The following is a 21,997-nucleotide window of genomic DNA, read 5'->3' as shown; positions in this document are numbered from 1 at the left end:
TGTTATACTACTCTTGGACATCTTAACCATAGAAACTACCAACAGGAGAGACTGGAACATATGAAAAAAACACTGATTATTCTTACAGTTTTACTTCTTTCTGTCTTAACGGCTGCTTGCTCGTCTTCAAGCGGCAATCAAAACAGTATAGAACATAAAGTGGCGGTAACACATGATTTAGGGAAGACAAATGTGCCTGAGCATCCGAAGCGGGTTGTTGTTCTTGAGCTTGGTTTTATTGATACACTGCTTGATCTCGGCATTACGCCTGTCGGGGTTGCCGATGACAACAAAGCGAAGCAGCTGATCAACAAGGATGTGCTGAAGAAAATTGACGGCTACACATCTGTCGGCACTCGCTCACAGCCAAGCATGGAAAAAATCGCTTCATTAAAACCCGATTTAATTATTGCTGACACAACCCGGCATAAGAAGGTGTACGATCAGCTGAAAAAAATAGCGCCGACGATTGCGCTTAATAATTTAAATGCTGATTATCAGGATACAATTGACGCTTCACTTACGATTGCAAAAGCAGTCAGCAAGGAGAAGGAAATGGAGAAAAAGCTGACGGCGCATGAAGAAAAGCTTAGCGAGACAAAGCAGAAAATCAGCGCGAACAGCCAGTCCGTGCTTTTGATCGGAAATACAAATGATACGATTATGGCCAGGGATGAAAACTTCTTTACATCAAGACTTTTAACACAGGTCGGCTATCGATATGCAATCAGTACGTCAGGTAATAGCGATTCAAGCAATGGCGGCGACTCTGTGAATATGAAAATGACACTGGAGCAGCTGCTGAAAACAGATCCGGATGTGATCATCCTGATGACAGGAAAAACAGATGACCTCGACGCCGACGGTAAACGCCCGATCGAAAAGAATGTCCTTTGGAAAAAGCTGAAGGCAGTGAAAAATGGGCATGTATACCACGTGGACCGTGCGGTGTGGTCTTTGCGCCGCAGTGTAGACGGGGCGAATGCCATTTTGGACGAGCTTCAAAAAGAGATGCCGGCTGATAAGAAATAAAAGAAAAGACAGGCAAACACCTGTCTTTTTCTTATTTGATAAAGCCGGATAAGTGGCTGTTGATATTATAGTCTTTTATCCGCCATTTTTCTTCTGCAAATTCAATGTTGCTGAGGCAGGCGTTGACGAGGCGCGTGCTTTGAAGCTCCGGGTCACCGCCCGATATTTCCGTCAGCAGTGCGTGAATTGCCGCACCGTGCGCCACGATCAGTACCTTCTTGTTTGGGTACGCCTGGTTCACTTTTGCCAAACCGCCCATCAGCCTGTCAGTGAGTTCTTCTAACGTTTCCATATTCGGATAGATGTTATCCGGATAGCGCTTTGTCCGTTCCTCCAGCGGCATGCCCTCCGCGTCGCCGTAATCGCGCTCCTTAAAATCATCCATCTCGACAATCGGAAGATGCAGATATTCATTAATAATTTCCGCGGTTCTTTTCGCTCTTTTCAGCGGACTCGTCACGATAATATCCCAAGAAAAGTCCTTTACATATTCTCCGGTTTCTCTTGCTTGGCGTTCACCTGTTGCGTTTAGCGGAATATCGGTTTTGCCTTGGCATTTTTGCTGCAGGTTCCAATCGGTTTCTCCATGTCTTACTAAACAAACGGCTGTCATAAAATCCCCTTCCTGACTTTATTCATATCACTATTATACTAAATCGAAAGCGTGCATCCTATGAAAAAGCCTATGCAAGAACTTCAAATAATAAAGCCAGCCCGATTCCGCCGCCGCTTCCGATGGCTGCAACAGCATATTGACAGTCTGTCCGTCTTTTCGCTTCATAAAACAATCTGGTTACCAGAGCTGCACCTGATGCACCGTATGGATGGCCAAGAGCTAATGCGCCGCCGCGCACATTGATTTTTGAAAAGGGAATGCCGAGTTCTTGCGAGCAGACACAAATTTTGACGGCAAAGGCTTCATTGATTTCAAATAAACCGATATCATCAGGTGTTACATCGTGTGTATGTAAGAGATTACGGATCGCATCAACCGGAGCCGCGGGCGGATAGTTGGGATGAATCCCGCTGACTGCGCTGCCGATAAACCGGAGCACAGGCTTAAGTCCCAGGGCTGCCGCTTTTTCTTCTTTCATTACCAAAAGAGCCGCTGCTCCGTCTGCTATGCCGCTGCTGTTGGCTGCTGTGACTGTTCCGGAGCTGGTGTCGAAAACCGGCTTTGCGCGGGGAATAATCGCTTTTATCGGACGTGTTTTCAAAAATGCTTCGTCTGTCTCCAATTCCCCGAGAGGAACAATTTCTTCACGGTAAAATCCTCCATCATGCGCGTTCCTGCTGCGTTGATGGCTGAGAAGCGCGTACTCATCCTGCATGTTTCTGCTGATGGAATAACGTGCTGCCGTATATTCTGCTGCGATTCCCATGTCGGGATCGCCGATGGCATCTGGAGAAAAGCGGGCCCGTTCTGAAAAAGGGGATTGGCTGCTGCTTTCTGAGCCGCCCGCGATATACATCGTGCCGGCTCCCGCTTGAATAAGGCTGCAGGCATAGCGCACAGCTTCAAGGCCGGAGCCGCACTGTCTGTCAATTGTCATTCCGGGAACCGATAAAGGCAGTCCGGCTTGAAGGGCTGACAGTCTGGCGAGGTTGCCGCCTCTGCCGGTAGCATTTCCGAGAATGACCTCGTCAATTTGATCCTCTAGCTTTCGGCTGAGACAGCGGATGATGGGAGCCGCCAAATCCTCCGGCAGGAAGGGCTTCAGCAGTCCGTTTTGATTTCCAAAGATCGTTCGTTTTGCATCAACAATAACGGCATTCATTTATACTGTACGTCCCTTTCCCAGCCATTTTTTCACTCTGGAACGGGCAATTTTTCCGCTGCTCGTTTCCGGCAAGCTGTCTGCAAACACCCATTTTTTCGGGATTTTATAGGAGGCTAATTTCTGTTTACACCAGGCTTTCAGTGTTCTGGCATTAGCGTTTCCAAGAATGACAGCTACAGCGATTTCTCCCCAATACTCGTCGTGAATGCCAATGACAGCCGCGCTTTCAACCTCTGGGCAGGCGAGAAGCACACGTTCAATTTCTTCTGGGAAAATATTTAATCCTCCGTACACGATCATCCCGTTTTCTCTTCCTGATATGTATAGAAAGCCATCCTCATCAACATAGCCCATATCATCCACTGTCATCCATTCATCTGGTGTGCTGCCGTTCACATAGCCGGAAAACCGCATCGGGCTTTTGACAAATATTTTTCCGACTTCCCCTGGCTGACAGCATTCTCCTTCAGCGTTGCGGATTTCGATCCGGACATTATGAAAAGGGCGGCCCGCTGAATGCGGCTTCCGTTTGCTGTCTTCCGGTGAAGAAAACGTCACAAAACTAAGCTCTGATGTGCCGTAAAAATCGTACAGCTTGAGATGAGGCCATGCAGCGGCAAGCTTCTTCTTGGATTCTGCCGGCCAGTCTGCGCCGGATGAAATGATTTTGACAGGACTGTCGGGAAAACCCTCAATTCTTGTGAGGGCGTCTGTCATCGTCGGTACGGTATAGAGAACACTGATGGATTCACGGCACAGCCATTCCTTCGCTTTGGCAGCAGAAAACTTTTTCAGCAAACAAACGGTTCCTCCGAGAAACAAAGTGCTGACTGCCCCGTATAAGAAGTGAGAGGACATTAACGTCCCGGGAATCAATACCGTGTCATTTGATGAAATCGAAAAATCTGTTTCTGTACAGGTAAAGCTCTCTATCCATGAGCGGTGAGATCGCGTAAAGGCCTTCGGTTTTCCTGTCGAGCCCGATGTAAATCCCATATAAAAAGGGTGCTCCGGATCAATGGTAGGCAAGGGATCAGCGGCTGCTTCAGAAATATCTGCCATACAGTTATCCAGAAAAACAACAGGTGTCTGGCTATCTGTCAGTTTGTTTTTGAAAAAGGCTAAAGTAACCACAAGATCCGCATTGCTTATGGACAGCCTCTCCTTGCATTCAGCCGGGCTCCAGCGTGTGTCGATGGGAATTGCCGTACATCCAGCCGCTGCGGCTCCGGCAAACAGCTGTAAAAACGCCAGACTATTTGGGAGCAGGATCGCCACACGATTCGGCATGCTCGGCTGTGACCGCAGCCAATTTGCGGTTTGAAAGACAAGCCGATCCCAATCCTGGTACGTGATTTGCTCCGATTCAGTCTGGATCGCCACACGCCCGGGCGATGTTGCGGCAATAGATGAATAGGTATGAGTAATTGTCATAAAATCAGCCTCCTTTCGTAAACATCGTATCAGAAAGAGACAAGGCTTGAGTGATTTTTATCGCCAGAAATGCAGATACAGCCGCTTTTATCAAATCACCGGGCACATATGCAAGGCTCATGAAGGCGGCCTGTGACAAATCAATATGCATGATAAAAGCTTGTACCGGTATACCAAGCAGATAAATAAAGATGATGCCGAATACAATATGAGTGAAAAAGAGACGCAATACTGTCACCTTCCGCATCCTGTTAGCGGCTAAACTGATAAGCCATGAAGCGAGGGGATAAGCAATCAAAAAGCCTGCGCTCGGTCCGAAAAACACACCAAAACCGCCTCGTCCGCCGGGCAACAGCGGCGCTCCGAAGGCGACGAGCAGCAAAAAGACAAGCTGGCTTAAGAAAGCAGACTTTGGCCTGAGGATGCTGCCTGCCAGCATGACACCAAGCGTTTGCAATGTAATCGGAACAGGTGTAAAGGATAAGAAGAGAGGGGGCATAAAGCCGAGCACTGCCATCAGTGCGGTGAAAATAGCAATATGCATCATGTCGATTAATTTCAGCATGTGAAATCCTCCAAACAGTAATCAAATATGGTTATACAATAAATGCAGGTAATTATTATGTCAACTGATTTTTAATTTAAGTTTACATAATGAACGCAAAAAAACCGGCCGTATGGCAGACCGGTTTTTGATGGTTATTCTTCTGTCAGGATGACAAGCGAATCAACGGAAGCGGCCACATGGGAAACGGCGCGGCTGACTTCCTGAAGCCCTCCAAGAAAGGCTTGCAGATCGACGTCGATTTTGCCTGATTGCTCTTTGCTGATTTTCATGCTGTGGACGATTTCATCGAATAAGCGGTTAATTTGCGTCATTTTTTCTTTACTGTCGCTGACTAGCTCATTCACGTCTTTGATATGCTTGGATACAATGTTGATTTGTGTATTCGTATTGTTCACAAGCTCAGAAACAGTAGAGACGGTTTTTTTCGTGTCCTCAGAAAGCTTCCGTACTTCATTTGCCACGACAGCAAAGCCTTTGCCGTGTTCTCCGGCGCGGGCGGATTCAATAGATGCATTAAGCGAGAGAAGGTTTGTTTGTTCAGCTATGCCTGTGACGATGCCGAAGATTTTTTCAATTTGCTGCGCGATTTCATCCAGCTTGACCATTTCTTTTTCGATTTGGACAAGGCTTGTGTCAATTTTGTTCATCTGTTTTTGTTGGACTTCTAGCTCTTTTTTTCCGCCGATCGACTTTTCTTCAACAGTGCTGGATGTTACAGTGCCGGCTTTGGATGCTTGAGAAATGCCTTCAGATTTGTCCACAAGCTCTTGAACTGATCTGCTTGTTTCTGAAAACAGATTGGCAATCGATCCAGAGGTTTCTTGAATTTTCTGATGAAGAAGGTTTTTCTTTTCTTCTTGTTCATCACGGGTTTGGTTGTACTCGCTTTGAAACGCTTCAAGGACAAGCTGCTGTTCTAAGTTCAAGATTTTTGTTGTTGCTTTAATGGCTTTCAGCAGTTCTTGCTGATTTGTAATGGACGCTTCGTAAATGTCAATCATTGACAAAAGGAGCTCTTGAAACGCACCCATATACCATTTTGGCAAAAGGCCGATTCTTAAATGGATGGAGGCGATTCGGTTACGCTTTTCAATAAATTCATCATCGATAACGCCTGCAAACATTTCCTGAATATGCCGTTTTAACGTTTGTTTTAATCGGTCAACTGAGCTGTGATCATTAATGATATCCATCAATGAGCTTTCATGGTCAAGGTTTTTATAAAACGCATCAACGATGCATACGATATTTTCTTGAATGAGTGGCTGAAGCTGCTCTAACACGTAAAGCTCAGCATCTCCCAACCTGACCATTTTGAGCTGTTTTTTGACATCTGCATGTTTGTTTGTGAGCTGAATGCGGTTTTTTTGTTGTCCGTTTGAATCTGAAAAGTAAGCTGTTTCTTGTTTTCTGTCTTTTTTAAATAACAATACAATGATCCCCCTTGGGAAAAATATAATTTTTACTTTTTGGCTTTTTAAGCCTTTTTCTTTTTTATCGGCTAAGGGAAACATGAATGAAGCTGCAGATGAAAAATATTTGAAAAACCGTTCATTAAAATGAACGGTTTAATCGAGATCTATTTGTTTTAATGGTTTAATGGCCGGACCCTCTACAACTTCGCCAGATGGCTTAAAGCGTGATCCGTGGCACGGACAATCCCACGTATGCTCACTGTCGTTCCACTCGACTTCGCAGCCTAAATGGGTACAAGTCGTATCAACGAGATGGAAGCAGCCTGTCTCATCCCGAAATGCTCCCGCTCGCCTGCCGTTTATGGTGACGGCTTTCCCTTCTCCTGGCGAAATGTCTTCAAATTGGACATCAGGCTTTTCAAGCTTTCCTTTAATCAAATGCTTGGCGACATCGGCATTGTAGGAAATCACTTTCTGCAACCCGGGATTCAGATGGAAACGGGACGGAGTGAAAATGCTTTCGTATGGATTGTCTTTTTTCTCCACAAGGTCTGACAATAAAGTAGCTGCGACTGCTGAGGACGTCATGCCCCATTTTTTGAACCCGGTCGCTACTAGAATATTGTCCTCATTTTCCGACATCGGCCCGATAAACGGGATTTTGTCGATCGTCACTAGATCTTGGGTGGACCAATAATATGGAATGCTTTCGATGCCGATGGTGCTTTCGGCCAGTTGTCTTAGTGTTTCATAATGTGTAGACATGTCTTTTCCCTGGCCTGTTTTATGGCTTACTCCGCTGAAGAGAATCAGCTTTTCACCGTTTACAACCGTATAGCGGAGCGCCACTGACGGTTGATCGATACTCAAATACATGCCCTCGGGATACTCGATCTTCGGCTTGATGGCAAGGACATAAGATCTGTCGGAGTACATTCTCGCAGCATATAATCCGCCTCCGTCATAAAAAGGGAAGTGGGAACAGCATATGATAAAGCGGCTCTTAATAGCGTGCCGGCTTTTTGTTACCACTTCGGGCCTTTCGCCTTTTTTGATATCAAGCGCAACGGTCTCTTCATAAATTCGGCCGCCTTTTTGAACAATTTGCTCCAGAAGCGCTTTTAAGTATTGAAGCGGATGAAATTGAGCTTGATTCTTCATGACAAGCGCCAGCTTAGAACCTAAGGGAATTGGAAGATCCTTGATAAGGTCTCTTTCAATTCCGAGCTTTGTGTATGCCTCATGCTCGGTGCGGATTTTTTGAACAGCGTTTTCATTTGCCGTATAAAGATATGCGTCTTGCTCGATCCATTCACAATCAATTTGATGTTCATCCACAATGCCTTTTATGTAATCAATTGCATTTTGGTTTGCTTCATAATAAAGCCTCGCATGGTTTAATCCGAAATTGCGGATAAATTCGTCGTATATCATGTCATGCTGTGCGGTAACTTTAGCAGTTGTATGCGCAGTGGTTCCGTTAAGAACCTGATTTGCTTCAATCAAAACGACACGGAAGCCTCTCTTCGTAAGTTCATATGCCGTTGTGATTCCTGTAATCCCGCCTCCGATAATGGTGACGTCACATTCAGTGTCCTTTTGAAGCGCAGGAAAAGAAGGCAGGTCAGTTGATGTTTTCCAGTATGTTTCAGGTGCTTCCTTTGCAAAATGTTGATTAGCCAAGCCGTTATACCTCCAATCAGATTTATTCTTAATTTTTCCATATTCTATCTTTTCATACATAGGAAGCAGGCATTGTTCATAACATAATAAGGTTGAAAAGGAGTGATTTCATTGGCGAATCAAAAAAAGAAAACATTACCGCCTCAGCACCAGAACCAGCAGCCTGGTTTTGAATATCTCATGGACCCGCGTCCGGTTTTTGATAAGCCGAAGAAAGCGAAAAAATTAGAGGGCAAAACCGCTATTATTACTGGAGGAGACAGCGGGATTGGACGCGCTGTCTCGGTGTTATTCGCAAAAGAAGGGGCTAATGTGGTCATTGTGTATTTGAATGAACATCAGGATGCCGAGGAAACAAAGCAGTATGTAGAAAAGGAAGGGGTAAAATGCCTGCTGATTGCAGGAGATGTCGGGGATGAAGCGTTTTGCAATGATGTGGTCGCGCAGGCAAGCCAAGTGTTTCCATCCATTGATATATTGGTTAACAATGCAGCTGAGCAGCATGTCCAGCCCAGTATTGAAAAAATCACCAGCCACCAGCTGATCAGAACCTTCCAAACAAACATTTTTTCCATGTTTTACTTAACAAAGGCAGTGCTGCCTCATTTAAAAAAAGGGAGCTCTATTATTAATACCGCTTCAATTACCGCCTATAAAGGCAATAAAACGCTGATTGATTATTCAGCGACAAAAGGCGCGATCGTTACGTTTACAAGGTCTCTTTCCCAGTCGCTTGTTCAGCAGGGCATACGGGTCAATGCAGTGGCACCGGGTCCCATTTGGACACCGCTTATCCCGGCCAGCTTTGCCGCAAAAGACGTGGAAGTGTTTGGTTCAGACGTGCCGATGGAACGCCCGGGACAGCCGGTCGAAGTGGCGCCAAGCTATCTATACCTTGCCAGCGACGATTCCACATACGTCACAGGACAGACGATTCACGTCAATGGCGGAACAATTGTGAACGGATAATAAAAAGCCAATCCTTGAAGGATTGGCTTATTCGCTCTGCTTGAGCGCTGCATATTCTTTAGAGAGCGTAAGAAACGCATCTTTATCTTTTTCGTCCAAGGCTTTGTTAATTTGGTCCGTCAGCATGGCAAGCCGACGGTTATACAAGGATTCATCGAGCACCATTTGAATGTAAATATCCGTCATTGTGACATCGAATTCTTTTGTTTTTTGCGTGTTGCGGGACTTCATGAGCTCAGTGTACGATTTTTTCTCTTTCATAAAGAATCCCCCCAATGCCTTTTTTATAGTATATGGATAACGGTCGAAAAAATCAATAAATTTTTATAATTTTTAGACAACTAATACTTGGCAATCTATCGACATATCCTGCAAAATGCCGTAAACCGGCAAGTCTTATGAAAGTAAAATCGGTTTATTACTAGTAATTTAGTACCATTAAATATCATTAAAAGATGATTTTATCTTAAATGTTAAAAAAACCTGTCGTTTTACAAAAACAGATGATAGATTATTAGTATAAATTTTGCAGAAAAAGGATGGAGGCCATAATATGAGTCAGAAAACAGACGCACCTTTAGAATCGTATGAAGTGAACGGCGCAACAATTGCCGTGCTGCCAGAAGAAATAGACGGCAAAATCTGTTCCAGAATTATTGAAAAAGATTGCGTGTTTTATGTCAACATGAAGCCGCTGCAAATTGTTGACAGAAGCTGCCGATTTTTTGGATCAAGCTATGCGGGAAGAAAAGCAGGAACTTATGAAGTGACAAAAATTTCACACAAGCCGCCAATCATGGTGGACCCTTCGAACCAAATCTTTTTATTCCCTACACTTTCTTCGACAAGACCCCAATGCGGCTGGATTTCCCATGTGCATGTAAAAGAATTCAAAGCGACTGAATTCGACGATACGGAAGTGACGTTTTCGAATGGGAAAACGATGGAGCTGCCGATCTCTTATAATTCGTTCGAGAACCAGGTATACCGAACAGCGTGGCTCAGAACCAAATTCCAAGACAGAATCGACCACAGCGTTCCGAAAAGACAGGAATTTATGCTGTACCCGAAAGAAGAGCGGACGAAGATGATTTATGATTTTATTTTGCGTGAGCTCGGGGAACGGTATTAGAAAAATAGGAAGGAGCTGACCGAACAGGGCAGCTCCTTTCATAAAGCTATGTCGTCGGAATTCCTCCGGTGATGCCATATACCTGAGATGTCACATAGCTTGAATTCTCTGAAGCTAGAAATACATAAACATCGGCCAATTCCACTGGCTGTCCAGCGCGATGTAATGGAGCTGGCGGCGTGCCTTGTCCGAATTTCGGGATGTTTTCCGTCGGCTGTCCGCCGGAAATTTGCAGCGGTGTCCAAATTGGTCCGGGCGCAACTGAATTTACTCTGATGCCTTTGGAAGCAAGCTGTTTTCCCAGTCCGACGGTAAAGCCGATAATGGCGTTTTTCGTTGCTGCGTAATCTAACAGCATCGGGCTTGGATTATAGCCTTCAACTGAGGTAGTTGTGATAATTGAAGCTCCCTCCGGCAAATACGGAAGCGCCGCTTTTACAACCCAGTAAAGGGAAAAGACGTTCACTTCAAATGTTTTATAGATTTGTTCAGTAGGCAGATCTTCGATGTTTTCGACCGCTTGCTGTTTGCCTGCAACGAGCGCTAGCACATCAAGTCCGCCGAGTTCGTGATGCGACTGTTTGACTAGATCTTGGCAAAAGGATTCGTCGCTCAAATCTCCGGGGATCAGCACTGCTTTTCGGCCTTCTGCTTCAATCAGTTCTTTTACCTCTTCAGCATCTGGCTGTTCCTCGGGCAAGTAGTTAATGGCCACATCGGCACCTTCTCTGGCGTAAGCAATCGCGGCAGCGCGGCCGATACCGGAATCGCCGCCCGTGACAAGCGCTTTTCGACCCGTTAGTTTACCTGATCCTTTGTAGCTTTTTTCTCCGCAATCAGGGACAGGCTTCATGTTCTTTTGCAGGCCTGGCGGTTCTTGATATTGTTCGGGAAATTCATCATGAAAAAATGCTTTTATAGGATTCGTAAGATTTGAATCAGACATCAGCAACGCTCCTTTTCTGTTTGGTGTACATTCGTATGTGTACCCCTGAGCATAAGCAGAAAAACATGTGTTGGCAGTTTGAACACTGAAGGACCAAAGAAAACAAGAAAAAACAAAGCCTTCTTCCATATTTATCTTGTCAAATAAGACTATATGAATTATGATAAATTCGAGCTATAAATCAACTAAATATTGGGTATTGGGAGAGTGAATCGTCATGAAAAAAGCGGCGGCGATTTTGCTGTCACTCGGTCTCGTTTTCGGTTTTTCATACGGAGCTGACCATGTGGCGGAAGCCAAAACAAAGGTGAAGGTTTATAAGAACTGCAAGGAGTTAAACAAAGTATACAAAGGCGGAGTGGCCCGCACTTCGAAGGCGAAAAACAAAGGCGGAAAAACAAAGTACAAGCCTTACGTCTCTAAGGACCTTTATGATGCCAATAAAAAGAAAGACCGCGATAAAGATCTTATCGCCTGTGAACGGTAAATAAGAAAAAGCAATCTGGTGTCCAGATTGCTTTTTCTATTGCTTAAGCTGCCTGATCGGCCGCAGCGCTTTTCGCCTTCCTTGTCATAAGGCTGACTGCCATCATGACCGTGATATTCAAAAGCAGGGCGACGATGCCTACATTCAAGTCTTTTGCGGCTTGCGGCAGCGCCGGAAATAAAGTGCCGATGGTCGTTTCCGTCATTGTAATATAAGTAACTGCTCCGACACCTGCAATAATGCCGGCGAAGGCTCCTTGCTTTGTCACCATATTATGCTTGAACAGGCTGAACAAAAGGGCGGGGAATAGCTGTGTGACAAGGCTGTAGCCCATCAAAAGCAACGTAACGATGGTATTCCCGCCTTTGAAGGTAAAATACACCGAAATCAGCGCAATCACCGGCACTAAAAACTTAGCAAGCGCCGATACTTGCAGTTCTGTCGTGCGGGGCGCGATTACCTTGTACACATTTTTTGCAAACAGCGTGGAGGCGGACATTAAGATCATAGACCCTGGCACAAGTGCTGTCAGCAGTCCGGCAGCACCGATAATTCCGACAAACCAAGGGTCAAATGTTTGCAGAGACAGTCTCAAAAGCGACAGATCCCCGTCTGCGCCTTTCAGATCTGGAACTTGCAGGATAGCCGCAAAGCCAACGAAAAGGACGAAGAGCAGGACCAGCTGGTACAAAGGCATGATGATGGCGTTTTTGCGAAAGACTTTTGGATTTTCAGCTGAATACGAGGCGGAAAAGGTGTGAGGCCACATGTAAAACCCGAGCGCTGTCAAGAGTACGGTTGAACTGAACCAGGCCACACTTTGTCCCGATTCGGGGAGCGTAAGAAAGCCAGGCTTTGCCGTTTCAATCTGCTGAAACATGTCTTGAAATCCGCCGTAGTAATGAATTGGCAAATACACACCTAAAAACAGAACGACAACCAGAATCATGATGTCCTTCACAACCGATATCCAGGCAGACCCGTGAATGCCTGAAACCATAACATAAACCGTGATGGAAACAGCGCCGATCCAGATGGCGGCGGTCGGGGTGATTTTGCCGTACGAGGTTTCCGATACAATCAGCCCGAGGCCTTTCAGCTGCAGTACAAGATAGGGAATGAGTGCGGCGATGCCGACCAGTGAAACGAGAATGCCGAGCAGCGGACTGTTGTATTTTTTTGTGAAAAAATCAGACTGCGACATCAGTTTATGCTGTTTCGCGTACGTCCAAACTGCCGGAAGAAGCCAGTAAGAAAGGATGTAGGCCAGACATCCGTAGGCGATGATATAAAAGGCTGGACCGCCTTTTCCGTAGGCCCAGCCGCTGCCGCCGAGAAACGTAAAAGTAGTATAAATTTCGCCTGCCATCAAAAGGAAGACGAAAACAGTTCCGAAGCCGCGCCCTCCGACCGTCCACTGCTCCAGGTTCATGTCTTTTCCTTTTTGGGCGCGTATACCGAGAAAAATACTCAAGAGCAGGACACCGAAAATGATGATGAGTGCTGCATTCATTCTGCTTCCTCCTTTTTATTTTCCTTGTCGAGGACATACACAATCGCCATCAGCGCAGAGGTCAAAAGAGCCCACATCACAATATAGGCAAGAATAAACGGCATGCCGAACACATAGGGGGTCACCTTATTTGCAAAAGGGATGCCGAGTAAGATTCCGATAAAGGGCAAAGCGGCAAGAACGTGAATCAGTTTCATAGAATCCTCCTTCTATTTAGGATTGGGGTGTACAAGCCCAAGCGTACTGAAAATGATGTCGCAGATATGGCAGCACATGTCACTTTTTAGGGTGAAAGGCTGTGGTTCGAATTATAAATAAATTTATTTTGTTTGTATAGTGTGAATTGTCTGAAATTAATGATCTGAATCGCCCGAAGAGGGAACGGGCAGTATGATTCAAAAGGCTCGGAGTCTGTCCGGGGCAAATAGATAGTATGTTAATAATTCGCTGACCTGCTCACGGATTCGCGGATTAAAATAGCGATGGTTTTCTTCATAACCGTCGATGACAAATGTATAGAGCGTAAAGGCTTCATCGCGTTCCGTCTCGCGGATTGCAATTTTTCTTTTCCTCAGTTCTTTTCTGACCTCAATCAAATCCTTTTGTGCTATTTTTAATGATTCGCTGATAAGCTGTTTATAAGGATGCTTCAATTTTAATGTGCTTTCTTCAATTTCGGCGAGATCACGGTTAAAAATCGTAATGGCCATGGGCAAAAAGAGAGCCCGTTCAATTAAATCGTATATTTCTTCCTGCAGATTTGGCATATTGACTCCTTCTTTCTAAGGGAACGTTTGTTCTATTTGTATTCTATATCGGCTGGTGAAATGTTTCAAGACAGAAAAAATCACCAAAACTTTTTAGTTTTCTGCTGATAATGTGTAGAATAAGGATAGACAAACCCGGTAAGGAGTATAAATGTTGGAGCATTTTTTATCCTATTTGACACAAGAACATTTAACTGAATTATTTCAAAGCTATAGGGCTTTCGGTCCGCTCATAGCTGTGCTGCTGCCTTTAATTGAAGCATTTCTCCCGTTTTTGCCGCTGATCGTGTTTGTGGTGGCGAATACGAACTCGTTTGGCTTGTGGGAAGGATTCATCCTGTCTTGGGCGGGATCAACTGCTGGTTCCATTCTCGTATTTTTGATTGTCCGTCAATACGGACAGAGAAAATTGCTTGGATTTATCCGCAGTCATCCGTCTGTAAGAAAGCTGATGTTATGGGTGGAAAGACACGGCTTCGGTCCCATGTTTCTTCTGCTTTGTTTTCCATTTACACCGTCAGCCGCGGTGAATGTTGTTGCCGGTTTGTCAAGGATCGGAACGCGGCCGTTTATTTTGGCGGCAGCCTCGGGGAAGCTTGTCATGATTTTTATGATCAGCTTCATCGGATATGATCTGCACGCGCTGATTACCCAGCCGATTCGAACGGTCATCGCCGTATTGGTGATCACTGTCTTATGGTATGTCGGCAAAAAGGTGGAGCGGTATCTGCATGTAAGAGCCAGTCAGCGTGAGCATGATGGAGGGAGACAGTAACATGAAAAAACGGTTTTGGTTTCTTGCCGGTGTAGTGTCCGTTGTTCTCGCCATCCAGGTTAAAAATGCTGTCTTTATTGATTACAAGGTAGAAGGCGTCAGTATGAATCCGACCTTCCAGGAAGGAAACGAATTGTTGGTCAATAAATTTTCGCATCGATTTAAAACCATCCATCGTTTTGACATCGTCCTTTTTAAAGGCCCTGATCATAAAGTGCTGATTAAACGGGTAATCGGCTTGCCCGGTGAAACGATCAAATATAAAGATGATCAGCTGTATGTGAACGGAAAGCAGGTTGCTGAGCCATTTTTGAAGCATTTGAAATCTGTTTCTGCCGGCAGCCATGTAACGGGTGATTTTTCTTTGAAAGATGTGACGGGAACAAGCAAGGTGCCGAAAGGAAAATATTTTGTCGTTGGAGATAATCGCATATACAGCTTCGACAGCCGGCATTTTGGTCCGATAAGAGAAAAAAATATTGTCGGTGTGATTTCTGATGCCGAATAAAAAGACGCTAATGGAAGAGGCGTCTTTTTGTATGCCGTTTGGAAAAATGTGTTGAAGAAAAATTTGTAAGGAGCTATAATCAATATTGTTACGCGCGTAACAAAAAAAACGGTTGTTTTTTGATTATGAGTTGTTTTTATTAGATTTTGTTCGTTTTGTATGAAACAAAAGGAGTGGTGAATGATGATGAAATATGAAGCAGTGATTATAGGAGGAGGGCCGGTTGGATTTATGCTGGCTTCTGAGCTTGCGATGGCCGGAGTGGGAACATGTGTGATTGAACGGCTTGAAAAACCTGTTCCGCATTCCAAGGCGTTGACGCTGCACCCCCGAACGCTGGAGCTCCTTGAGATGAGAGGGATTTTAGAGCGGTTCGTATCCAAGGGAAGCAAGATACCTTCCGGACATTTTTCAATGCTGGATACCCGTCTGGATTTTTCAGGCTTGGATACGAGCTGTCCTTACACGCTTTTGCTCCCGCAGTCAAAAACAGAAAAGCTTCTTGAAGATCATGCACGAAGCCTGGGAACAGAGGTGTTTCGGGGTGCCGAGGCGCTGGCGGTTACGCAAAACGGGGAAACGGTCCAAACGATCTTTAAGGATCGGGACGGCAGTGTACGGACGATCACAAGCAAGTTTGCCGTTGGGGCAGACGGCGCCGGAAGTACCGTCCGGAAACAGGCGAAAATTGAGTTTCCGGGAACAGACAGCACTGTCACCGCTGCGCTTGGGGATGTGGTGCTCCTTTCTCCGCCGCCGTCAGGCGTGCTGTCCCTTTGCACAAAAGAGGGCGGTGTTATGATTGTTCCGTTATCTTCAGACCGATATCGTGTCGTTGTGATCAGCCCTTATCGCACGCAAACGCCGAAAGATGTGCCTGTGACTGAGGAAGAGCTGAAAGCTGACCTCCTGCGAATTTGCGGAACTGACTTTGGTTTAAGCGACCCTTCGTGGATGTCGCGGTTCGGGAACGCCGCGCGCCAAGCGAAACGGTATCGGGACGGCAGAATCTTTCTTGCGGGTGATGCCGCGCATATTCATTTTCCGGCGGGCGGGCAAGGACTGAATGTCGGCCTTCAGGATGCAATGAACCTCGGGTGGAAACTGGCGGCGGCCATCAAAGGCTCTGCGCCTTCTTGGCTTTTGGACAGCTACCATGACGAGCGGCATCCGGCAGCTGAAGGGCTCCTCAGAAACACAGAGGCACAGACAAAGCTGATCGATTTCAGTCAAGCAGGCCTCCATTTGCGAAGCATGATGTCGGAGCTGCTGGCCTTCCCTGATGTGAATCGATATGTAGCAGGGCAAATTTCTGCACTCGATGTCAGATATGAAGCTGATCGTACCATGCCGCCGAATCGTTTGAACGGGGCAAGGCTCCCTGACATGGAGCTGATTCTTTCCGACGGCAATTCGGAACGGCTGTACAGCTTTCTCCAAAACGGGACATTCGTTTTGCTGTCATTGAGGCAGGAAGCTGATGATCATATCGAAGTGAAAGGCTTACGTACGGTAACCGCCTCGCTTGCAGAACCGAATGAAAAGTTGCGGGATGTGCATACCATATTGATTCGTCCCGATGGACATGTTGCCTGGGCGGTGGATGCATCAGCGCCCGATTGTGCCGAGGTGATTCAAAAAGGGATCAGCCGCTGGTTTTCCGTCACCAGCCGAGTATAATTCAATTCGATTGTTTCATCTGTAACAAAACGGTATGATAGAAGAAACAATCGAATGAAAAAGGATGGAAAACCCGATGAACACAGATCATACAAAACGCAATCTTTTTGAATTGTATGCGGAGCTCATTCATCAGCAGGAGAAATGGGAGGGGCTTATTAAAGCCTTTTTATCTGACGAATTGAGGAAGCTGGATGTAGAGCACGGGAGTAAATCTCAATTGACGATGACAGAAATTCATGTTCTATCTTGTGTCGGGGACAATGAACCAATTAATGTCACGTCGATAGCAGAAAAAATGAATACGACAAAAGCGACTGTATCACGCATCAGCACAAAATTGCTCGGCGCAGGGTTCCTTCACAGAACACAGCTCAGCGATAATAAAAAGGAGGTCTACTTCCGATTGACGCCTGCTGGAAAAAAGCTGCACAGTTTGCACAAATATTATCATCAGAAGGCTGAACAGCGTTTTCTGTCATTTTTTGACCGCTATACCGAGGAAGAGATTCTTTTTGCGGAACGGCTGTTTCGGGATCTGGTGACAAAATGGTATCCGTCGTCAGAAGAAATTGAAGGGGGTCTCCCGAGCATTTTTAAATAAAAAACACGCACTGCGGTGCGTGTTTTTCGCTTTTTTCTATCTTGTTCAAGGCTGTAACGTAAATCAGATTTCCTCTTGAAGAATGAAATTCAAGATGTTCAGGAATTTGCACTGCTTATACGATATGTCTATTAGTATCTTTATTTTATACGTTTTTTACTGTGTTTTTGATGCTTTGTTTTCAAGTGAAATAGGGTCTTCTGTTTTAGTTCTCCTAATCTTTACAGAAATACCTACTAGAATGACCGCCATAGTTGTAAATATTCCCATGGTTAATAAGATCGTATCCTGATTTAAACTCCATCCAATTAAGAAAGAGATGATCGCTCCTCCGAAACTTGCCGAAGCAATAAATAAACTTGTAACTTCGTCAACGTACTTCTGAATAATGATTGATGCTAGTGTTAAAGCAATGGGAAATATGCCTGCTATACTTAGGCCAATCAAAAATGTACCACCCAATTGAAGTATTGGGTTACTTATATAAGAGAAAGCAATCAACAAAACAATTAAACAACTACAGCTAAAAAGGAGGTATTTGGAAAAATCAAGCCTTCTACTTACTAAACCAATCAGTATTCTTCCTATGATGATCCCTACCCAGAAAAAGGAGACACTTATAAGACTAATTTGTTCATTGTCTTGGTTTATCATGATTGAAGGTAAAAAGTTGGCAAAATTTGTTTCAATTCCAGCATATAGGAAAGCGAAAAATACAAAAAAGCCTAATTGCTTTGATTTTTTTCTATCTCCTATAAAGTATTGAAATGCTCCTCCATCTGGAAAGGTCACTTGTTGGTTGGCATTCTTAGCGTACTTTCGGTTCTTGGACAAGAAAATTAACCACCCTACGAATAGGACGAATAAAAAGGTGAATATACAGTAATACGGTAAAAACCAGTTATTGATATCTATGAAGGAATTAATTAATAATGGGAAAGATAAAGCGCCTAATCCAAAGAGAACTTCCAGCTTACTCATTTTTTCTGCATTACTTTCGAAATTAGCTATAACAAATGAACCAACTGTCGTTTCTAATGTGCCTGCTCCATATCCTAAGAGAAAAGCCATTACAATAATATAATACCAATCCTTAGTTAGAAAAAAGATACTTAACGCTGCAAGCATTATTGTCAAAGCTAAAGTAAGTGTCCTAAAATGACTGTATTTCTTAATCATTAACGGTGCGATTAATACTCCGCTTAGAAATCCGGTAAACTGAAAGAAGATTATGACTGAAATATCATCTGTTGTCTTGTTAAAAGACTCTAATAGAAATGGTGTCAAACTCCCTGTTGATATATGGATAATACCTACTGTAAAAAAGAAAGCATATCCAAATAAATATGTCCCTCTTAACATTCATTTCACCCCTATATGAAAAAGCAGGAAAATACATTCCTGCTTTTTTAGTAACTTCTCTCTTTGAAATACTAGTTGACTGCTGAAACAGACATTGGTTGAGAGTTGCTGTCTTTCTCAAAGAACATTTCTAACACTTCCTGAGATCTAAAACCATCACTAAAAGAAGGGATCTCAACCCAATCATTTTGAGTTGATGCAATCCAATTGATTAACTCGCTTCTAAAAGAATCAGCCCATCCATAAAACTCGTTTGGCGGATCGTTTAATAGGCTTTGCGGTACTGGGCAGTCTACCACGTTCAAGCCATCTATGAGCTTGTAAACGTGAGGATTACCTGTGTGGTATTTAAACTCTTTTTTGTGTCCAACTACCTCAATGCTAAAACCACAGTCTTCAGGTACAGAACATTTTGATGTGATGATATTTACAAATACCTTGTTCTTCAGCTGGCCATAAATTTCTGCATAGTCATCTACGAGTACCTGTTTATCCTCTTTTGTTTTTACATTTGTGTTCATTTTTGCCCTTACTGATTCTGTGATGAAATCACTCTCAAACAAATACCATACCATGTCAATAAGGTGAATACCCAGATCCCCCAATGATCCACTCGTCTTCTTACTGTTAGCGTCATCTCTCCAAGTAAACTTCTTACGCCTAAGTGCACTATTTTTCTTGAAGTGTACTTTTATGGACAGTATGTTACCTAGTTCATTATTGATAATTAAGCTTTTTAAGATATTTACGTAAGATAAATATCTATAATTAAATCCCATACTGGCTCTTACGCTCAACCTTTCAGCAGTATCTTTCATTATGCTTGCTTCTTCAAGAGAAATAGCCATAGGCTTTTCACACAAAACATGCTTATGTTTTCCTAATGCTTGCAAAGCATGTTCTTTATGGCAAAAGTTTGGTGATGCTACAATTAAACCTTCTGAGGCATCAATTAGTTCATCTGCGTTTTCAAATGACTTCCCGCCGAAAGTTTTCACAAAGCTTTCTGCATTTTGTTGATTTATGTCATATACCCCTACTAACTCTGCATTTTTTATTGTAGATAAAGCAGTTGCATGCGCTCTTGCAATACCACCTGCACCTATGATGCCTATCTTCTTCATTTTTATTTCCTCCTCATGAACCAATTAATTTTTTTAAGGTATTAGTAATTCCTTTTGAGTACTCACTATCAGTTATAAGGTGATGCAAGTTTTTGGCTTCCTGTGTTGCATTTTTTAGCAGATATCCATTCCCTACTGCCTGTAACATACGAACATCATTTCCACTATCCCCAAATGCGATAGCTCTTTCGGTATTTAGGTTGTATTTCTCTAACATAAACGTTACAATTTCATTCTTTCCTGTCCCTATGGGGATAAAATCTACATCATAGCTGTCTTCTGGATCGCCTGCTAAGGGATTACACCGATTTATATTTACTGAAACGCCGTATTCTTCGCAGATTTTTTCAATTGCTAATAGGTTTTTCTTGTCGTTTATTTCATCTTGTTCCTGATAGTAGAAGTTATGCTTATACCGTGACTTTCCTAATTGAGTTTGAGGATTCAAAAGAATGTTATGATTTTCATGCAGCTGTTTCACAAGTTTTTCAACCTTTTCTTTACTAAACCCTTCATTTATGCGACTGTTCCACTTATTATCTTGCTGTCCGAAGTTATGCTCAGAAAAGTACGTAATTTCAGTTCCAAGATCACTAGCTATAAAATGCGGAAAATATCTAAATTTTCCTCGTCCCATTTTATCGAGAATAGATTCTATACTGCTCCCAGTAACCCATCCGATTATTAGTTCCCCATCTTTACTTTTTTGTTCTAGATAGTTTTCGAGTTCATAAATGTCTTTTTGTTTTTGTTCGTCGATTGTATGCGGAAAATACGTTTCATCAAAATCACAAAAAACAATATACTGAGGATGTTCAACCGTGGATAACGTTTTATACTCCGATTTCTTGCTTAATAACATGAAACAGTCCCTCCATTACTCTGTCTTGTTCTTCTAAAGTAAATGACGGATATAAAGGCAAATGCAGTACCTGACTATGAGCCTTTTCCGTATGAACCAATTGGAGTCCTGCATACTTGTCCTGTACTAAAGGAGTTTTTTGCATATGAGACAGTACTGGATAATATACATCTGTTTGAACACCAAAATCTTTATTTAATTTAGTCATGATATCTGCCCTATCTTCTGTTCTTACCTTAATAGGAAACAGATGCCATACATGATCTTCACTTAATTCTGGTAATTCAATAAAGCCTTTATTCTGTAACTCTGCTAATTGGGTAATGTATCTATCCGCCAAGAACAGTCTTTTGAAGTTGTTTAATGAAAGGTACTTCATTCTCTCTAAACCAATAGCTGCCTGTAAATTGTCCATTTTTGAATTAAATCCAAAATTGATGACTTTCTTATTTTTTACATTTACTTCAAAACCATGATAACTAAATTGAATGCATTTTTTAGCGAGTTCTTCATTATCAGTTGCTATTGCCCCAGCTTTGCCACATACACCAAAATTCTTATAAGGATTAAAACTTAATGTAGTGATGTCTGCATACTTTCCTAAGTCTGTCAGGCCAATTCCTTGGCAGGCATCTTCAATTACTTTTAATTTATAACGATTTGCGATTTGACGGATATGCTGCATGTCTGAATGTTTTCCGTATAAATGCACAGGTAGAATAAACTTTGTATAAGGAGTGATTGCTTCTTCAATTTTGTCAGGATCGATGCAGAATGTTTGTGGGTTAATATCTACATAGATAGGAACGCCTCCCAAAGCTAACACAGCATTTTCAGTAGCTGAAAAGCTATTAGCCGGCATGATCACTTCATCCCCTGGGTTTAACCCTAAAGCCAATAAACCTATCATAATAGCATCGGTTCCACTGCTGGTTGCAATTACATACCTTTTATGTAAATATGTAGATAAAACTTTTTCGAATTGCTCTAAATAGGAACCACTTGTAAATTTTCCAGTTGGCAAAACTTCAGTTAATGTATTTAAGATATCTTCCACTTCATCATTGGTTATTAATCTGTCTACAGGCAAAAAAGGGACTTTACTGATTTCACGATTTTTTTGATAGTTGAAAAGGTCATGTTCAATATCTATCTTTTCTTTTAATACTTGTTTCCACCGCTCGTTTACAATACTGTCTTCAATAACAAGTTCTTTTCCTTGTACGTCACCTTTTAAGTGTTTTAATAGTGACATGTTTTCTTTGCTTTTACCTGAAATCTTAACCTGTTTTTGCATGAACAGTACCTCCAATGATTTTATAATCTAAAAATTTATTACAAATTTATCCTAATTT

General features: G+C 43.3%; 22 protein-coding genes and 2 pseudogenes. 8 read left to right on the top strand and 16 right to left on the bottom strand.

What is annotated here, in order from left to right; translation table 11 throughout:
- The first annotated feature begins 60 nt into the window (after positions 1-60).
- Complete coding sequence (locus tag ACQVGT_RS15135) at positions 61-1,032, top strand: ABC transporter substrate-binding protein (RefSeq protein WP_015483045.1); 972 nt, start codon at positions 61-63, stop codon at positions 1,030-1,032.
- 31 nt (positions 1,033-1,063) lie between these two features.
- On the opposite strand, the gene phoE is transcribed toward ACQVGT_RS15135, so the two are convergent.
- From phoE to ACQVGT_RS15100, 7 genes and pseudogenes are all read right to left on the bottom strand, one after another.
- On the bottom strand, positions 1,064-1,645 hold the full coding sequence (phoE, locus tag ACQVGT_RS15130; protein WP_003233157.1) for a phosphatase PhoE: 582 nt from the start codon (positions 1,643-1,645) through the stop codon (positions 1,064-1,066).
- A gap of 70 nt (positions 1,646-1,715) precedes the next feature.
- Positions 1,716-2,810 (bottom strand): acetyl-CoA C-acyltransferase, encoded by a 1,095-nt coding sequence (locus ACQVGT_RS15125; RefSeq protein WP_015383269.1) that lies wholly within the window; start codon positions 2,808-2,810, stop codon positions 1,716-1,718.
- Positions 2,807-4,247 (bottom strand): annotated as a pseudogene (locus tag ACQVGT_RS15120) (acyl-CoA synthetase). Before ACQVGT_RS15120 ends, ACQVGT_RS15125 begins: the two are co-directional and overlap by 4 nt.
- Positions 4,248-4,251: 4 nt before the next feature.
- Positions 4,252-4,812 (bottom strand): biotin transporter BioY, encoded by a 561-nt coding sequence (locus ACQVGT_RS15115; RefSeq protein ID WP_015383271.1) that lies wholly within the window; start codon positions 4,810-4,812, stop codon positions 4,252-4,254.
- Positions 4,813-4,946: 134 nt separating this feature from the next.
- Complete coding sequence (locus ACQVGT_RS15110) at positions 4,947-5,744, bottom strand: methyl-accepting chemotaxis protein (RefSeq protein ID WP_404840991.1); 798 nt, start codon at positions 5,742-5,744, stop codon at positions 4,947-4,949.
- A 6-nt stretch (positions 5,745-5,750) separates the two neighbouring features.
- Positions 5,751-6,128 (bottom strand): annotated as a pseudogene (gene hemAT, locus ACQVGT_RS15105) (heme-based aerotactic transducer HemAT); the annotation flags it as partial.
- A gap of 255 nt (positions 6,129-6,383) precedes the next feature.
- Entirely contained in the window at positions 6,384-7,913 is a 1,530-nt protein-coding gene (locus ACQVGT_RS15100; protein ID WP_015483048.1) for an FAD-dependent oxidoreductase, read from the bottom strand.
- 111 nt (positions 7,914-8,024) lie between these two features.
- Here ACQVGT_RS15100 and ACQVGT_RS15095 point away from each other — a divergent pair, with 111 nt between their 5' ends.
- Entirely contained in the window at positions 8,025-8,882 is an 858-nt protein-coding gene (locus ACQVGT_RS15095; RefSeq protein WP_015483049.1) for an SDR family oxidoreductase, read from the top strand.
- A 27-nt stretch (positions 8,883-8,909) separates the two neighbouring features.
- Here ACQVGT_RS15095 and ACQVGT_RS15090 read toward each other — a convergent pair whose 3' ends face one another.
- A complete protein-coding gene (locus ACQVGT_RS15090; RefSeq protein ID WP_003233142.1) occupies positions 8,910-9,143 on the bottom strand; it encodes an IDEAL domain-containing protein in 234 nt (77 codons plus the stop codon).
- Between the two features lie 292 nt (positions 9,144-9,435).
- On the opposite strand from ACQVGT_RS15090, the gene comK reads away from it, so the two are divergent.
- Positions 9,436-10,014, top strand: coding sequence for a competence transcription factor ComK (gene comK, locus ACQVGT_RS15085; RefSeq protein WP_015483050.1), 579 nt, complete (start codon positions 9,436-9,438; stop codon positions 10,012-10,014).
- A gap of 46 nt (positions 10,015-10,060) precedes the next feature.
- Here comK and ACQVGT_RS15080 read toward each other — a convergent pair whose 3' ends face one another.
- Positions 10,061-10,960 (bottom strand): SDR family oxidoreductase, encoded by a 900-nt coding sequence (locus ACQVGT_RS15080; protein WP_015483051.1) that lies wholly within the window; start codon positions 10,958-10,960, stop codon positions 10,061-10,063.
- A 217-nt stretch (positions 10,961-11,177) separates the two neighbouring features.
- On the opposite strand from ACQVGT_RS15080, the gene ACQVGT_RS15075 reads away from it, so the two are divergent.
- Positions 11,178-11,447, top strand: coding sequence for an excalibur calcium-binding domain-containing protein (locus ACQVGT_RS15075; protein WP_015483052.1), 270 nt, complete (start codon positions 11,178-11,180; stop codon positions 11,445-11,447).
- Positions 11,448-11,490: 43 nt separating this feature from the next.
- On the opposite strand, the gene ACQVGT_RS15070 is transcribed toward ACQVGT_RS15075, so the two are convergent.
- The 3 genes from ACQVGT_RS15070 to ACQVGT_RS15060 all read right to left on the bottom strand — a co-directional run bounded on the left by ACQVGT_RS15070 (position 11,491) and on the right by ACQVGT_RS15060 (position 13,727).
- Positions 11,491-12,960, bottom strand: a complete 1,470-nt coding sequence (locus ACQVGT_RS15070; protein WP_015383277.1) for a sodium:solute symporter family protein — start codon at positions 12,958-12,960, stop codon at positions 11,491-11,493.
- Positions 12,957-13,157, bottom strand: coding sequence for a DUF3311 domain-containing protein (locus ACQVGT_RS15065; RefSeq protein ID WP_003224377.1), 201 nt, complete (start codon positions 13,155-13,157; stop codon positions 12,957-12,959). The genes ACQVGT_RS15070 and ACQVGT_RS15065 overlap by 4 nt, the downstream gene beginning before the upstream one ends.
- 198 nt (positions 13,158-13,355) lie before the next feature.
- A complete protein-coding gene (locus tag ACQVGT_RS15060; protein WP_015383278.1) occupies positions 13,356-13,727 on the bottom strand; it encodes a YhjD family protein in 372 nt (123 codons plus the stop codon).
- A 151-nt stretch (positions 13,728-13,878) separates the two neighbouring features.
- Here ACQVGT_RS15060 and ACQVGT_RS15055 point away from each other — a divergent pair, with 151 nt between their 5' ends.
- The 4 genes from ACQVGT_RS15055 (at position 13,879) to ACQVGT_RS15040 (ending at position 17,294) form a co-directional block, all read left to right on the top strand.
- Positions 13,879-14,502, top strand: coding sequence for a TVP38/TMEM64 family protein (locus ACQVGT_RS15055; RefSeq protein WP_010886465.1), 624 nt, complete (start codon positions 13,879-13,881; stop codon positions 14,500-14,502).
- A 1-nt stretch (position 14,503) separates the two neighbouring features.
- On the top strand, positions 14,504-15,010 hold the full coding sequence (gene lepB / locus ACQVGT_RS15050) for a signal peptidase I (protein ID WP_003233128.1): 507 nt from the start codon (positions 14,504-14,506) through the stop codon (positions 15,008-15,010).
- Positions 15,011-15,190: 180 nt separating this feature from the next.
- Entirely contained in the window at positions 15,191-16,690 is a 1,500-nt protein-coding gene (locus ACQVGT_RS15045) for a monooxygenase (protein ID WP_080109035.1), read from the top strand.
- Between the two features lie 76 nt (positions 16,691-16,766).
- Positions 16,767-17,294 carry a MarR family transcriptional regulator gene (locus ACQVGT_RS15040; RefSeq protein WP_003245853.1) on the top strand — a complete coding sequence of 176 codons (528 nt, stop codon included), beginning with the start codon at positions 16,767-16,769 and terminating at the stop codon, positions 17,292-17,294.
- Positions 17,295-17,450: 156 nt separating this feature from the next.
- On the opposite strand, the gene glcP is transcribed toward ACQVGT_RS15040, so the two are convergent.
- The 4 genes from glcP to ntdA form a co-directional block, all read right to left on the bottom strand.
- A complete protein-coding gene (gene glcP / locus ACQVGT_RS15035; RefSeq protein ID WP_015383281.1) occupies positions 17,451-18,656 on the bottom strand; it encodes a glucose/mannose transporter GlcP in 1,206 nt (401 codons plus the stop codon).
- Between the two features lie 71 nt (positions 18,657-18,727).
- A complete protein-coding gene (gene ntdC, locus ACQVGT_RS15030) occupies positions 18,728-19,780 on the bottom strand; it encodes a glucose-6-phosphate 3-dehydrogenase NdtC (RefSeq protein ID WP_015383282.1) in 1,053 nt (350 codons plus the stop codon).
- A gap of 13 nt (positions 19,781-19,793) precedes the next feature.
- The gene (gene ntdB / locus ACQVGT_RS15025; protein WP_015383283.1) at positions 19,794-20,642 is read right to left on the bottom strand and encodes a kanosamine-6-phosphate phosphatase; all 849 of its coding nucleotides are present in this window, start codon (positions 20,640-20,642) and stop codon (positions 19,794-19,796) included.
- Positions 20,614-21,939 carry a 3-dehydro-glucose-6-phosphate--glutamate transaminase gene (ntdA, locus tag ACQVGT_RS15020; protein ID WP_015383284.1) on the bottom strand — a complete coding sequence of 442 codons (1,326 nt, stop codon included), beginning with the start codon at positions 21,937-21,939 and terminating at the stop codon, positions 20,614-20,616. Before ntdA ends, ntdB begins: the two co-directional genes overlap by 29 nt.
- Positions 21,940-21,997: the final 58 nt, after the last annotated feature.

The organism is Bacillus sp. SCT118, from assembly GCF_058566435.1.
Note: the sequence above shows the minus strand (reverse complement) of the source record. Positions and strands in the feature narration are given on the sequence as shown.

Coding starts and splice junctions, on each gene's coding strand:
- ACQVGT_RS15135 (WP_015483045.1), top strand. CDS start 61: ATGAAAAAAACACTGATTATTCTTACAGTTTTACTTCTTTCTGTCTTA.
- phoE (WP_003233157.1), bottom strand. CDS start 1,645: ATGACAGCCGTTTGTTTAGTAAGACATGGAGAAACCGATTGGAACCTG.
- ACQVGT_RS15125 (WP_015383269.1), bottom strand. CDS start 2,810: ATGAATGCCGTTATTGTTGATGCAAAACGAACGATCTTTGGAAATCAA.
- ACQVGT_RS15115 (WP_015383271.1), bottom strand. CDS start 4,812: ATGCTGAAATTAATCGACATGATGCATATTGCTATTTTCACCGCACTG.
- ACQVGT_RS15090 (WP_003233142.1), bottom strand. CDS start 9,143: ATGAAAGAGAAAAAATCGTACACTGAGCTCATGAAGTCCCGCAACACG.
- comK (WP_015483050.1), top strand. CDS start 9,436: ATGAGTCAGAAAACAGACGCACCTTTAGAATCGTATGAAGTGAACGGC.
- ACQVGT_RS15080 (WP_015483051.1), bottom strand. CDS start 10,960: ATGTCTGATTCAAATCTTACGAATCCTATAAAAGCATTTTTTCATGAT.
- ACQVGT_RS15075 (WP_015483052.1), top strand. CDS start 11,178: ATGAAAAAAGCGGCGGCGATTTTGCTGTCACTCGGTCTCGTTTTCGGT.
- ACQVGT_RS15070 (WP_015383277.1), bottom strand. CDS start 12,960: ATGAATGCAGCACTCATCATCATTTTCGGTGTCCTGCTCTTGAGTATT.
- ACQVGT_RS15065 (WP_003224377.1), bottom strand. CDS start 13,157: ATGAAACTGATTCACGTTCTTGCCGCTTTGCCCTTTATCGGAATCTTA.
- ACQVGT_RS15060 (WP_015383278.1), bottom strand. CDS start 13,727: ATGCCAAATCTGCAGGAAGAAATATACGATTTAATTGAACGGGCTCTC.
- ACQVGT_RS15055 (WP_010886465.1), top strand. CDS start 13,879: ATGTTGGAGCATTTTTTATCCTATTTGACACAAGAACATTTAACTGAA.
- lepB (WP_003233128.1), top strand. CDS start 14,504: ATGAAAAAACGGTTTTGGTTTCTTGCCGGTGTAGTGTCCGTTGTTCTC.
- ACQVGT_RS15045 (WP_080109035.1), top strand. CDS start 15,191: ATGATGATGAAATATGAAGCAGTGATTATAGGAGGAGGGCCGGTTGGA.
- ACQVGT_RS15040 (WP_003245853.1), top strand. CDS start 16,767: ATGAACACAGATCATACAAAACGCAATCTTTTTGAATTGTATGCGGAG.
- glcP (WP_015383281.1), bottom strand. CDS start 18,656: ATGTTAAGAGGGACATATTTATTTGGATATGCTTTCTTTTTTACAGTA.
- ntdC (WP_015383282.1), bottom strand. CDS start 19,780: ATGAAGAAGATAGGCATCATAGGTGCAGGTGGTATTGCAAGAGCGCAT.
- ntdB (WP_015383283.1), bottom strand. CDS start 20,642: ATGTTATTAAGCAAGAAATCGGAGTATAAAACGTTATCCACGGTTGAA.
- ntdA (WP_015383284.1), bottom strand. CDS start 21,939: ATGCAAAAACAGGTTAAGATTTCAGGTAAAAGCAAAGAAAACATGTCA.